This window comes from Sphingomonas naphthae (genome assembly GCF_028607085.1).
In the GTDB taxonomy this organism is placed as follows: Bacteria; Pseudomonadota; Alphaproteobacteria; order Sphingomonadales; family Sphingomonadaceae; genus Sphingomonas_Q; species Sphingomonas_Q naphthae.
Genome location: NZ_CP117411.1, coordinates 466,109 through 478,744, shown reverse-complemented (window position 1 = coordinate 478,744; position 12,636 = coordinate 466,109). Strand labels below are relative to the sequence as shown.

14 protein-coding genes are annotated in these 12,636 nt (G+C 67.4%); 9 read left to right on the top strand and 5 right to left on the bottom strand.

Annotation, left to right across the window (positions count from 1 at the left end; translation table 11 throughout):
- Nucleotides 1-107 precede the first annotated feature (107 nt).
- Nucleotides 108-284, top strand: a complete 177-nt coding sequence (locus tag PQ455_RS02385; protein ID WP_273688862.1) for a hypothetical protein — start codon at nucleotides 108-110, stop codon at nucleotides 282-284.
- A gap of 123 nt (nucleotides 285-407) precedes the next feature.
- On the opposite strand, the gene clpS is transcribed toward PQ455_RS02385, so the two are convergent.
- A complete protein-coding gene (clpS, locus tag PQ455_RS02380) occupies nucleotides 408-764 on the bottom strand; it encodes an ATP-dependent Clp protease adapter ClpS (protein ID WP_273688860.1) in 357 nt (118 codons plus the stop codon).
- A gap of 171 nt (nucleotides 765-935) precedes the next feature.
- Here clpS and PQ455_RS02375 point away from each other — a divergent pair, with 171 nt between their 5' ends.
- On the top strand, nucleotides 936-1,442 hold the full coding sequence (locus PQ455_RS02375; RefSeq protein ID WP_273688858.1) for a DUF1993 domain-containing protein: 507 nt from the start codon (nucleotides 936-938) through the stop codon (nucleotides 1,440-1,442).
- Between the two features lie 7 nt (nucleotides 1,443-1,449).
- On the opposite strand, the gene PQ455_RS02370 is transcribed toward PQ455_RS02375, so the two are convergent.
- The 3 genes from PQ455_RS02370 to PQ455_RS02360 form a co-directional block, all read right to left on the bottom strand.
- Nucleotides 1,450-2,652, bottom strand: coding sequence for an MFS transporter (locus tag PQ455_RS02370; protein WP_273688856.1), 1,203 nt, complete (start codon nucleotides 2,650-2,652; stop codon nucleotides 1,450-1,452).
- Nucleotides 2,653-2,918: 266 nt separating this feature from the next.
- Entirely contained in the window at nucleotides 2,919-3,743 is an 825-nt protein-coding gene (locus PQ455_RS02365) for a phasin family protein (protein WP_273688854.1), read from the bottom strand.
- 206 nt (nucleotides 3,744-3,949) lie between these two features.
- Nucleotides 3,950-5,623 carry a PHA/PHB synthase family protein gene (locus tag PQ455_RS02360; protein ID WP_273691195.1) on the bottom strand — a complete coding sequence of 558 codons (1,674 nt, stop codon included), beginning with the start codon at nucleotides 5,621-5,623 and terminating at the stop codon, nucleotides 3,950-3,952.
- A gap of 239 nt (nucleotides 5,624-5,862) precedes the next feature.
- Between PQ455_RS02360 and PQ455_RS02355 the strand changes: the two genes are divergently transcribed.
- Genes PQ455_RS02355 through PQ455_RS02335 form a run of 5 tightly spaced genes read left to right on the top strand, consistent with a single transcriptional unit; the run spans nucleotide 5,863 to nucleotide 9,600 of the window.
- Complete coding sequence (locus PQ455_RS02355; protein ID WP_273688852.1) at nucleotides 5,863-7,071, top strand: LL-diaminopimelate aminotransferase; 1,209 nt, start codon at nucleotides 5,863-5,865, stop codon at nucleotides 7,069-7,071.
- 11 nt (nucleotides 7,072-7,082) lie between these two features.
- Nucleotides 7,083-7,562: a DUF2721 domain-containing protein gene (locus PQ455_RS02350; RefSeq protein ID WP_273688851.1), complete on the top strand. Its 480-nt coding sequence runs from the start codon at nucleotides 7,083-7,085 to the stop codon at nucleotides 7,560-7,562.
- On the top strand, nucleotides 7,559-7,978 hold the full coding sequence (locus PQ455_RS02345) for a DUF4345 domain-containing protein (RefSeq protein WP_273688850.1): 420 nt from the start codon (nucleotides 7,559-7,561) through the stop codon (nucleotides 7,976-7,978). Before PQ455_RS02350 ends, PQ455_RS02345 begins: the two co-directional genes overlap by 4 nt.
- 31 nt (nucleotides 7,979-8,009) lie before the next feature.
- Nucleotides 8,010-8,651: an extensin family protein gene (locus PQ455_RS02340; RefSeq protein ID WP_273688848.1), complete on the top strand. Its 642-nt coding sequence runs from the start codon at nucleotides 8,010-8,012 to the stop codon at nucleotides 8,649-8,651.
- 37 nt (nucleotides 8,652-8,688) lie between these two features.
- Nucleotides 8,689-9,600: an LOG family protein gene (locus tag PQ455_RS02335; RefSeq protein WP_273688847.1), complete on the top strand. Its 912-nt coding sequence runs from the start codon at nucleotides 8,689-8,691 to the stop codon at nucleotides 9,598-9,600.
- Nucleotides 9,601-9,830: 230 nt separating this feature from the next.
- Here PQ455_RS02335 and mtgA read toward each other — a convergent pair whose 3' ends face one another.
- Nucleotides 9,831-10,565 carry a monofunctional biosynthetic peptidoglycan transglycosylase gene (mtgA, locus tag PQ455_RS02330; RefSeq protein WP_273688845.1) on the bottom strand — a complete coding sequence of 245 codons (735 nt, stop codon included), beginning with the start codon at nucleotides 10,563-10,565 and terminating at the stop codon, nucleotides 9,831-9,833.
- A gap of 100 nt (nucleotides 10,566-10,665) precedes the next feature.
- On the opposite strand from mtgA, the gene PQ455_RS02325 reads away from it, so the two are divergent.
- Nucleotides 10,666-12,231, top strand: a complete 1,566-nt coding sequence (locus tag PQ455_RS02325) for a S10 family peptidase (RefSeq protein ID WP_273688843.1) — start codon at nucleotides 10,666-10,668, stop codon at nucleotides 12,229-12,231.
- Nucleotides 12,231-12,605, top strand: coding sequence for a copper resistance CopC family protein (locus tag PQ455_RS02320; protein ID WP_273688840.1), 375 nt, complete (start codon nucleotides 12,231-12,233; stop codon nucleotides 12,603-12,605). The genes PQ455_RS02325 and PQ455_RS02320 overlap by 1 nt, the downstream gene beginning before the upstream one ends.
- Nucleotides 12,606-12,636 lie beyond the last annotated feature (31 nt).

The following is a 12,636-nucleotide window of genomic DNA, read 5'->3' as shown; positions in this document are numbered from 1 at the left end:
TAGCCCGGCGGATCGTGCGCCGCCAGCGTCAAGCGGCGGATGTCGCCGCGCCGGCTCCACCATCTGCCGCGTTGTGTCCGCCGCGCCGCAATGGCATGGGCCGCAGCATGGCCACTCCCCCCACCTCCCCCACGCGCGGCGCCGGCTTCTTCCTCGCGATCGGCGCGATCGGCGGCGCGATCATCGGCGGCCGGATGCACCAGGCGACGATCGGCCTGCTGACGGGCATCGCGGCGGGAATCGCGGTGTGCGTGGCGCTGTGGCTGGTGGACCGGCGGAAGTAGGGCAGGCCGCCCCTCATTCGTCATTGCGAGCGCAGCGAAGCAATCCAGCCTCTCGACCACACATCACCGTCGCAACTGGATTGCTTCGCTACGCTTGCAATGACGAATGACAGCGAAGGGCGCTCAGGCCTTCTCCATCGTGCATTGCAGCGGATGCTGGTGCGTCCGGGCGAAATCCGTCACCTGGTTCACCTTGGTCTCGGCGACCTCATAGGAAAAGACGCCGCACACGCCGACGCCCTTCTGGTGGACGTGGAGCATCACCCGCGTCGCATCCTCCAGGCTCATGCGGAAGAATCGCTGGAGACATTCGACGACGAATTCCATCGGCGTGTAATCGTCGTTCAGCATCAGCACCTTGTAGGGCTGGGGCTGCTTGGTCTTGCTCCGCGTCTTGGTCGCGACGCCGAGGCCGGTGCCGCCATCGTCCGCATCCTTTCGGGCGGCGGTGACGCGCAGGGGGGTGGCGGCGAAGGACATGCGCGAACGAGTCTCCCAAATGGATCAGGGCAGAATATGGCAAGCCTTGCCGCGCGGGCAAGGGGCGATCCGCTGGCCGATTGCGAACGATCCCCGACGCGGGCTGGCGCCGGGCGCCATCGGGGTGCAAGACGGGCGCCATTCACGAGAGGAATATCCATGGTTTTCGGCATGTACGACGCATCGGTCCCGCTGTTCACCGCCTCGCTCCGCAACATGCGTGCGTGGCTCGACAAGGCGGCGGAGGCCGGTGACGAGGCGGTGCTGGCGGACACCCGCCTCGCCCCCGACATGCGGCCGCTGACCGCGCAATATCAGATGGCGTCGGATACGGCGAAGAACGGCATCGCCCGCCTGACCGGGCTTACCGCCCCGGCGATGCCCGATACCGAGACCAGCTTCGCCGACCTCCGCGCCCGCTGCGACGCGACGATCGCCTTCATCGAGGGAGTCGATCCGGCGCTGTTCGCCGGCAGCGAAACGCGGGAAGTGGTGCTGAAATTCCCCAACGGCATGGGCTACAGCTTCGCCGGCGCGGCTTATCTGACGGGTTTCGCGCTGCCGAATTTCTACTTCCACGTCACGACCGCCTACGCGATCCTGCGCGCGGCGGGCGTGCCGCTGGGCAAGCCCGATTTCCTCCAGCATCTCGGCGCGCCGAAGCCGGCCGAGGCGTAAGACGCGGTCAGGCGGGCCGGCGCCGCTCCAGAAAGACCGTCAGCCCGCATACCGCCAGCCCGCCCAGCGCCAGCGCGCTGCCGACATAGCCGGTCGAGGCCCAGCCCCAGCCGGCCGCGATGGCGAGCCCGCCGACCCACGGGCCGAAGGCGTTGGCGAAGTTGAACGCCGAATGGTTGAGCGCGGCGGCCAGGCCCTGCGCGTCGCCCGCCACGTCCATCAGCCGGGTCTGGAGGACGGTGCCGAGCGAGACGCCCGTGCCGACCGCGAACACCGACAGCAGGATCGACCACAAATGCCCGGTCGCGATCGGGTAGAGCGCGAGCGCCACGGCGGTCCAGATCAGCAGCAGGCACGCCGTGCGCATCAGCGCGCGATCGGCGAAGCGCGGCACGACGATGCTGCCCACCGTCATGCCGATGCCGAACACCGCCAGCACGATCGGGATCATCGCCGCCGACACGCGCGTCACCTCCAGCAGGGTCGAGGCGACATAGGTGTAGACGCAGAACAATCCGCCGAAGCCGATCGCGCCGATCGCCAGGGTCATCCAGATCTGGCCATTGGCGAGCGCCTTCAGCTCGCGCAGCGGGCTGGCGGCGGCATCGGGCCGGTCGCGCGGCACGAAAAGCAGGATCAGCGCCACCGTCACCAGCGCCAGCACCGCGACCACGCCGAAGCCCCAGCGCCAGCCGGCCACCTGCCCCAGCCAGTTGGCCAGCGGCACGCCCACGATCGTTGCGGTGGTTAACCCGAGCATGATCCGCCCCACGGCCCGCGCCCGCCGCTCGGGCGGCACCAGCGAGGCCGCCACCAGCGCGGCGATCCCGAAATAGGCGCCGTGCGGCAGGCCACTCAGGAAGCGGAAGGCCAGCATCCAGCCATAGGTCGGCGCGACCGCGCTCAGCGCATTGCCGATCGCGAACAGCCCCATCAGCAGGATCAGCAGGAACCGCCGCGACAGCCGCGCGCCCATCACCGCCAACAGCGGCGCGCCGACCACCACGCCCAGCGCATAGGCCGAAATGACATGGCCGGCGGTGGGCGCATCGATGCCGAGCCCGGCCGCGAAATCGGGCAGCAGGCTCATCGTCGCGAACTCCGTCGTCCCGATCGCGAACCCGCCCATCGCCAGCGCGAGATGGACGATGCCCGGCGAGAAGACCGTCGGCGAGACGGGCGCGAGTTTCGAATCGATACTGACGTGCATGGGGCGCAGGTGGGCTTGCTGCACCGCAGCGTCAATGCCGAATGGCGGGATTTTCGCCGCGTCCTTCCCGGTACGTGGCGGTGGCGGCGCGCAAGCGCTGACGGAGGGGGATTTCCCCGAAGCCTGGCGCCCGTGGAGAGCCCCCTCCACCATGCCGCGCATGGTCCCCCCTCCCCGTGCCGGGGAGGAATAGCGGACCTCCAGACGAAAACGGCCGCCCCGTTGCCGGAGCGGCCGTCTCGTCGAACGGTTGGCCGTTCAGAAGATCAGAGCGCGGTCGCCTTGAACTTCTCGGTCGCGACCGCATAACGGCTCGACAGCGGCTGGAACATGTCGCCCATCAGCTTGAGCATGCCCTCGGACAGCTTCGAGGCTTCGGCCACGGCGCTGTCGAACGAGGTCTTGGCGTAATCGCTCTGCAGCTGGAACAGCTCGGTCGGCGACTTCACGGCGGCGAAGCCCTTGAACGCGGTGGTCGCGGTCTCGAAGCTCTTCTTGCCATATTCGGCGGCTTCCTGGGCGAGTGCCTCGGAGCCCTTGGCGGCGACGCGGGCGGAGGCGACGAGCGCCTCGACATTGCCCTTGCTGAATTCGACCAGCTCTTCGCCGACCTTGGAGGACTTCTCGAAAGCGGTCTTGGCGCGATCGTTGAATTCGGTGAAGAAAGCGGGGGCGGTAGCCATGGGGAACAATCCTTTCAGTCGGTCTGCCGCTTCGGCCGCGGCGGGGGTTTCTACGGGTGACGTAACGATGGGCGCGGTTACGGGCGGCTGCGCCTCCGCCTTTGCCGTCTCCGCAGCCGCGACCGCCTTGGTCGTTGCGTCAGTCACGGTCGAACTGGTCGTCTCGGCGGCTTTCGCCGCTGCCTTCACGCTCGATACGGCCGCATCGGCGACCGCGTCGTTCGTCTTCTTCACGGTGTCGGCGCCGGCCTCGACCGCCTTGGTGGCGGCTTTCGCGGCCACGACGGGGGCCTTGGCGGCCACGGGTGCCGCCTTGGCAACCGTTTCCGCGACGGGCTTCACCGCCTCGGTCGCCTTGGTCGCCGTCTTTTCCGCCACGGCCTTGGCAGCGGCCGGGGCCGCTTTCACCGCAACGGGGACGGCGTCCGCCGGCTTTATTTTCGGGGGGCGTCCACGCCGCCGTGCGGGCTGAATGATATTGCTATCCGCCACGCGCCTGTCCCTCACATTTGTTCAGTTATTGCACTGCACAAATATAAGGGAACGGAAAAAATTCAAGCGCGTTTTTTGTGCACCGCACAAAATGTTACATCCGGTTCGGATCATTCGATAAATCAGCGTTCCCGCACATAGCGGCCGGGCGCGTCCTCGATCGCTTTCAGCGGCCCTTTTCCGGGGATTCTGCCGCCCTTGGCGGGCACATCACCACCCGATTTCTCGCTGATCCATGCCAGCCAGTCGGGCCACCAGCTCCCCTTGGTCTCGCTGGCCCCGGCGATGAAATCCTCGAGCGAATCGGCGGTGCCGTCGTGGGTCCAATATTGATATTTGCCGGCCGCCGGTGGATTCACCACGCCCGCGATATGGCCCGAACCGGCCAGCACGAACCGCAGCGGCCCGCGCAGATGCTCGGTCATCTTCCAGACGCTCGCGGCCGGGGCGATATGGTCCTCGCGCCCCGCCTGCACATAGGCCGGCGTCTCGATCCGGGTGAGATCGATCGGCACCCCCGCCACGCTGAGCGCGCCCGGCTGCACCAGCAGATTGTCGCGGTAGAAATCGCTCAGATAGCGGCGATGCCAGCCCGCCGGCAGGTTGGTCGTGTCGCCATTCCAGTGGAGCAGGTCGAACACCGGATAATCCTGCCCCAGCAGGTAATTGTTGACCACATAGGACCAGATCAGGTCGCGCCCGCGCAGCAGATTGAAGGTCGCCGCCATATAGCGCCCGTCGAGGAAGCCCTTCTCGGCCGACATCTGCCCGAGCATGTCGATCTGCCGATCGTCCACGAACAGCAGCAGATCGCCCGCGTCGGCGAAATCCACCTGCGCCGTGAAGAAAGTGGCGCTCGCCACCTTGGCCGCCTCGCCCCTGGCGGCGAGGTAGGAGAGCGTCATCGCCAGCGTCGTGCCCGCCACGCAATAGCCGATCGCATGGGCCGAGGGCGTGCCCACCGCCTCGCACGCCCGCTCGATCGCGTCGATCTGGGCCAGCGCATAGGCATCCGCCTCGACATCGGCGATCGAGGCGTCGGCCGATTTCCACGAGACCATGAACACTGTGAGCCCCTGCTCCACCGCCCAGCGGACGAAGCTGTTCCTGGGGTTGAGATCGAGGATGTAGAAACGGTTGATCCACGGCGGGAAGATCACCAGCGGCGTGGCCTGCACCCTGGCCGTGGTCGGCGCATATTGGATCAGCTGGAACAGCGGCGCCTCATACACCACCTTGCCCGGCGTCATCGCGATGTTGCGCCCCACCTCGAACGCGTCCGGATCGGTATGGGTCAACTGGCCGCGCGTGAGATCGGCGGTCATCCGCTCGATCCCCTTGATGAGATTGTCGCCGCGCGTCTCGAAGATGCGCTCTAGCACCAAGGGGTTGGTCGCCGGGAAATTGGACGGGCTGAGCGCGTCGGCCAGGGTCTGCATGGCGAAGCGCATCTGCTGCTTCTGGCGCGGCTCCAGCCCCTCGATCGCGTCGAGCCCCTTGAACATATGCTCGCACATCAGAAGGTAGCTCTGGCGGATCAGGTCGAACAAGGGATGCTCGCCCCATTGCGGCGCCGAAAAGCGCCGGTCGCGGCTGGCGGCCTCGCTCAGCGCGCTGTCGCCCCCCTCCATGCCGGGCATGAAGAAACGCTGCCAGAGCGTCAGGCTGTCGGCCCAGAAATCCTTGCCCTGATCGAACAGGCGATCGGTATCGACCCCCACCTTGGGCGCGCCGGCCGGCATCTTGGCGGCGGCCTCGGCGGCATATTCCATCAATTTCTGCTGCGCCTGGCCCATCAGCCCGGTCCAGTGCTGAAGATCGGCCAAGGTCGGCAGGGTTCCGGTCTCGGGATCGTCGCGATGGTCGGCCAAGATAAGCGCCCTCCTCTTTATTTGCCGGCCATCTGCCAATCGCCGCGCGAGGCGCCTATAAGGCGGCCCGCGGACGTTCTGGCATCACTCGCCGACCGTTTCGCGACAATGGGCCTTTTGGCCCCGAACGCCAAGAGGACCGTAACCCGGAAAGAAGGACGATCATGTCGGAAGAGTTCTACCGTATCCGCCGCCTGCCACCTTATGTCATCGCCGAAGTCAACGCGATGCGGGCAGCCGCGCGAGCGCGGGGCGACGACATCATCGACCTGGGCATGGGCAACCCGGACCTGCCGCCGCCGCCGCACGTGATCGACAAATTGTGCGAAGTCGCCCGCAACCCCGACGCCCACGGCTATTCGGCCTCCAAGGGCATTCCGGGGCTGCGCAAGGCGCAGGCCGGCTATTACCAGCGCCGCTTCGGGGTCGATCTCGATCCCGAGAGCGAGGTGGTGGTCACGCTCGGCTCCAAGGAGGGTCTGGCCAATCTCGCCCAGGCGATCACCGCGCCCGGCGACGTGATCCTGGCGCCCGACCCCAGCTATCCGATCCACATGTTCGGCTTCATCATCGCCGGCGCCACGATCCGCGCCGTGCCGACGACGCCCGACGAACGCTATTGGGAAGCGCTGGATCGCGCGGTGAAATTCACCGTGCCCAAGCCTTCGGTGCTGGTGGTGGGCTATCCCTCCAACCCCACCGCCGAGGTGGTCGATCTGGCCTTCTACGAGCGGCTGGTGGCGTGGGCCAAGGAGCACAAGATCTGGGTGCTCTCGGATCTCGCCTATTCCGAACTCTATTACGACGGCTGCCCGACGCCCTCGATCCTCCAGGTGCCGGGCGGCAAGGATGTGGCCGTGGAATTCACCTCCATGTCCAAGACCTATTCGATGGCGGGCTGGCGGATGGGCTTCGCGGTCGGCAACAAGACGTTGCTGTCCGCTTTGACCCGCGTGAAATCCTATCTGGATTATGGCGCCTTCACGCCGATCCAGGCGGCGGCGGTGGCGGCGATCAACGGCCCGCAGGAGATCGTCGAGCAGAATCGCGAACTCTACAAGCGCCGCCGCGACGTGATGGTCGAGAGCTTCGCGCGCGCCGGCTGGGAAATCCCCAGCCCCCGCGCCTCGATGTTCTGCTGGGCGCCCCTGCCCCCGGCGCTGGCGCATCTCGGCAGTCTCGAATTCTCCAAGCAGCTCCTCACCCACGCCGGCGTCGCCGTCGCGCCGGGCGTGGGCTATGGCGAGAATGGCGAGGGCTATGTCCGTATCGCCATGGTCGAAAACGAGCAGCGCATCCGCCAGGCGGCGCGCAACATCCGCAAATATCTGGCGAGCATGGGCGTGAACACGGGCGCCAAGGTCGCGGGCTGAGGCATATGGGGTTGGGTGGACTCATCGCGGATGCCTTCCGCGTCTCGTCTCTGCCCAACCTCGCCCACACGATCCAGTTGGCCCTCGCCCCGGTCTTCCTGCTGACCGGCATCGCGGGGCTGCTCAACATGATGGTCGGCCGGCTCGCCCGGATCGTCGATCGCGCGCGCAAGATCGAGGAGAATTTCACCCCCTCCGATCATCCCTCGCACGGGCGGCAGGTAGCGGAGCTGCGGCTGATCGACCGGCGCATCACGCTGGTCAACAACGCCGTGTTCCTCTGCACCGCCAGCGCGATGGTCGTCTGCGTCCTCGTCGCGGTCCTCTTCATCGCGCGCCTCGCCGGCCTCGGCTTCGCGCGGACGATGGCGGTGATCTTCGTGATCGCCATGCTGCTGCTGATCGCCGGCCTCGCGCTGTTCCTCGTCGAAATCCGCATCGCCGTCGCCGCGATCCGGGTGCGGGACGAACTGCTGGAACGGCGCCGATGAAATTCGAGCGCCGCGCCCTCCAGATCGTCGTCGCGATCGCCTGCCTCGTGCCGCTGCTCACCGGCGGCGAGAGCATCGTGCGCGGCGTGGTGATGCTACACGGCGCGCCCAACCCGCCCGCGCCCGATCTCGACAGCCATTTCCGCTACGTCTCGGGCATCTTCTTCGCCCTCGGCGTGGCCTTCGCGACGACCGTGCCCGCGATCGAGCGCCAGGGCGCCCGCTTCCGCCTGCTCGGGGCCATGGTGGTCACCGGCGGCCTCGCCCGCGCGCTATCGTGGGCGCTGGTCGGCGCGCCCTCCTTCGGCCACCGCTTCGGGCTGGTGATGGAACTGGGCGTCGTGCCGCTGCTGATGCTGTGGCAGTGGCGGGTCGAGACGCGGTATCGGCAGGCAGGGCGCTCACCCTTTCATTGACCCGCCATCCACATCGCCTACCCTGCCCCGCGTGCGTATCCTCGCCCTCCTGCTCCTCGCCCTCTTCCTCGCCAGTTGCGGCTCCTCCCCCCGCGCGCCGGGCCGCCCGACGCAGGCCGGCCCCTCGCCCGACGATCCCCGCATCCTGCGCCAGTGCCTCGGCAACCTCTCCGCGCTCGGCGTCAGCTATCAGTCGCTGCCCGACCGGCAATTCCCGAATGGCTGCTCGGCGACGGGATCGGTCAAGCTGGTCGCGGTCGGCATTCCCGTCACCAATCTCGGCGCGCTGAAATGCGGGCTGGCGCTGCCCTTTTCTTTATGGGTGCGGGAATCGGTGCAGCAGGCGGCCAGGGCGTGGCTCGATGGGTATGTCACGAAGATGGAGAGTTTCGGCACCTTCGCCTGCCGCCCGGTCAACAATCAGGCGGGCAATCGCCTGTCCGAACATGGCCGCGCCAACGCCGTCGATATCGCCGCCTTCCAGCTGGCCGACGGGCGGCGGATCACCGTGAAGGAAGGGTGGAACGGGCCGGACGCCAACGTCCGCCGCTTCCTGCGCGCGATCCACGGATCGGCCTGCCGCCGCTTCAACGTGGTGCTGGGGCCGGACGCCAATGCGCTCCATCACGACCATCTGCATTTCGATATGGGCAGAGGCCCCTATTGCCGCTAAAGCCCGCCGTTTTTCGCGAAGACATGATCGGACCCCGATGACCGAGATACAGCCCCCCAAGCGCGTGTTCCCCAAGGCCAAGGACGACGCCGTCGTCGCCGAGAACATCACCGCGACCCCGCAGACGCAGGATCCCGCCTATCTGCTCGCCTATCGCGACCCGGATTTCCTGCTGCGCGACGATCTGCGCCCGGTGCGCTTCCAGCTTGAACTGTTGAAGCCCGAGCTGCTGCTCGACGAGGCCGGCATCGGATCGACGTTCGTGTTCTACGGATCGGCGCGCATCCCGGCGCCCGACAAGGTCGATGCGATCATCGAGGCCGCCACCACCGACACCCAGCGCCGCATCGGCGAGCGGCTGAAGGCCAAGGCGCATTATTACGACGAGGCGCGCAAGCTGGCCCAGATCGCCAGCGAGCAGCCCTCGGCCGATGACGGCAAGCGCCAGTTCGTCGTCTGCTCGGGCGGCGGCCCCTCGATCATGGAAGCCGCCAATCGCGGCGCGACCGACGTGGGCCAGGAATCGATCGGCCTGAACATCGTGCTGCCGTTCGAACAGGCGCCCAACGCTTTTGTCACGCCGCGCCTGAGCTTCCAGTTCCATTATTTCGCGCTGCGCAAGATGCACTTCCTGCTGCGCGCCCGCGCCGTCGCGGTGTTCCCCGGCGGCTTCGGCACGTTCGACGAATTCTTCGAGCTGCTGACCCTGATCCAGACCGGCAAGATGGCGGTGCTGCCGATCGTGCTGTTCGGCCGCGAATTCTGGGACAAGGTGGTGAATTTCGAGGCGCTGGTGGAAGAGGGCGTCTGTTCGCCGACCGACCTGGACCTCATCACCTTCGTCGAGACGGCGGAGGAGGCGTGGGACGTGGTCGAGGCCTATTACGCCGCCAACCCGGAACGGGTGTTCCGGCTCGGCCGGGGCGCGCTGAAGAAGCCGGCGGTGTGAGCCCGTCTGTCGCCCCGGATCGTCCGGGGCGACAGACCGGCTACGCCCGCAGCATCGACTGGACCGAGCGGAGCGGGATTTCGCGCGCCGTCAAGCGATTGCTCTTCCCGTCATCCCGGCCTTGTGCCGGGATCCAGCCTTCAGCGGAGCGCGGCGATTTCCATTGGCGCCATCGCTTGGGGGCCGGTGGATCCCGGCACAAGGCCGGGATGACTTCACGCTAAGTTACGCTACCGCAGACAGGCGTCGAACCCGCTGCGCTGCACCACGCCGATCCGCCGCTGGATCATGCTGCCGTAGCGCGCCGTGAAGCCGCTCGGCGACACCGCGCCGCGCTTCTTGGGCAGGGGCAGCACCGCGGCGATGCGCGCCGCCTCGCTGGGGCTCAACCGCGAGGCGTCGTGGTTGAAGTAGCGGATGGCGCCGGCCTGCGCGCCATAGGTGCCGATGCCGGTCTCGGCGATGTTGAGATAGACTTCCATGATGCGCCGCTTGGGCCACATCAGCTCCATCAGGACCGTGAACCACGCCTCCAGCCCCTTGCGGAGATAACCGCCGCCTTGCCACAAAAAGGCGTTCTTGGCGGTCTGCTGGCTGATGGTGGAGCCGCCGCGCAGGCGTTTCTTGCCGCGCAGGTTGCTGGTGAAGGCCGCCTTCATCGCCGTCAGGTCGAAGCCGTGGTGGGTGCAGAAGCGCCAGTCCTCGCCGCCGATCACGGCGCGGGCCATGTTGGGGTCGATCCGGTCGAGCGACGTCCAATCCTTGTGGATGCCGCGCCCGCCGGTCGCGTTGACGAGCATCGTCGCGGTCACCGGCGGCGGCACGAAGCGGTAGAGCGCCACCCACAGCACAGAGATGACGATGAAGGCCAGCAGCAGCCGGCCGATCCACCAGCCGATGCGATAGGCCCAATGCCGCCCCCTGGGGGCGCTCCAGAAACCGCGCTTCGTCGCCGATCGTGCCATGGCCGATGGCGATAACCGGGCGAAACGGCTTCGTCATCCCCTCGCGCAGCCGAAAAGCCTTCGCTATGCCGGGATGACCCCTTCGATCTGCGGAGACATCATGCGCGCTCGCCCCCTCCTGTCCCTCCTCCTCGCCGCCGTCGCCTTGCCCGGCCTGCCGGCCTTCGCGCAGGACAAGCCCAAGGCGCCCGCCGACAAGACGAAGGAGAAAGTGGAGAAGGAGGCCGCCGACGCCACCGTCACCCCGCCCGCCGACGAGAAGCAGAGCGTGACCGCGCACAGCGTGACGGTGAACGGCCAGAAGCTCGCCTATCACGCCACCGCCGGCACGGTGACCATCCGCGACAACGAGGCCAGGCCGACCGCGAGCATGTTCTACGTCGCCTATACGCTCGACGGCGCGGCGCCGGGCAAACGGCCGGTGACCTTCGTCTACAATGGCGGGCCGGGATCGCCGACGGTGTGGCTGCACATGGGCAGCTTCGGCCCGGTCCGCGTCAGCACGGACAATCCGGAGCGGGATCAGGCGACGCGCTACGGCTTCGGCCCCAACCCGGATACATTGCTCGACAAGACCGATCTCGTCTTCATCGACATGGTCGGCGCGGGCTATTCGCGGCCGCTGGGCGCGGCGAAGGGCAAGGATTTCTGGGGCGTGGACGAGGATGTCGACGCCTTCGCCAAGGCGATCCTGCGCTGGACGACCAAGAACGATCGCTGGTCGAGCCCGAAGGTGATCTTCGGCGAGAGCTACGGCACGTTGCGTTCCGGCGCGCTGGCCTATCAGCTGGAGGATCGCGGGCTCTCGCTCGACGGGGTGGTGCTGCTGTCGTCGATCATGAATTATGGCGTGCGCCAGCCGGGCTACGACAATCTCTATCTGTCGCTGCTGCCGAGCTTCGCGGCGACCGCCTGGTATCATAACCGCATCCCCAACCGCCCCGCCGCGATCGAGCCCTTCGTCGCCGAGGTGCGCGCCTTCACCGACGGCGCCTATGCGGCGGCGCTGGCCAAGGGCCACGACATCGATCCGGCCGAGCTGGATCGGGTGGCGACGCAGATGGCGGGCTACATCGGGCTGCCGGTGGGCGTCATCAAGCGGGCCAATCTGCGCATCACGCTCAACCTGTTCCGCCGCGAGCTGCTGCGCGACCAGAACCGCACGATCGGCCGCCTCGACGGGCGCTATACCGGCATCATGGACGAGGCGGGCGACATCCCGAACTACGACCCGTCGAGCACGGCCGTCGGCGGGGCCTATATGGCCAGCTTCAACGCTTATATCACCCGCGAGCTGGGCTATCGGACCGACCTTTCCTACAACCAGTCGGCGTCCGAACTGGGCGGGTTCGACTGGAACTGGAAGCATCGCCCGCAAGGCGAGGGCCGCCCGCTGACCACCCCCAACACCGCGCTCGATCTCGCGGGCGCGATGCGGATCAATCCGGGGCTGAAGGTGCTGTCGCTGAACGGGTGGTTCGATCTGGCGACGCCGTTCCACGGGCTGGAATATGATGTCAGCCACATGTTCCTGGAGCCGGCGCAGCGCCGCAACGTCAGCTATCGTTATTATCCCTCGGGCCACATGGTCTATCTCAACCCGGAGACGATGGCGCCGATGAAGCGCGACCTCGCCGCCTGGTACGACAGCCTGCGGAGCCGCTGATGCGCGGGTGGGCCTTGGCGTTCGTCGCCGTTGCGATGCTGGCGGCGGGGGCGGTGCAGGCCGCGCCCGCGCTGGTGGCGTCCAGCCCGGCGAACGACGCAACGGTGGCGCGCACGGCCGAGCTGACGCTGGGATTCAGCGAAACGGTTGAGGTGAAGGCGAGCGGCGTCGATCTGGTGATGACCGGCATGCCCGGCATGGCCGGCGCGCACCGGATGCGCGTGCCGCTGAAGATCGCGGCGACGGCGGATCGCAAGGGGCTGGTGCTGACCGCCAAGGCGCCGCTGCCGGCGGGGAACTACACACTCGGCTGGTACACGGCGGGCGCGGATGGGAAACGGGTGGCCGGGTCGGTGGGGTTCGCCGTCAAGTGACGCCTTGTGCTCCTGCGCAGGCAGGAGCCCA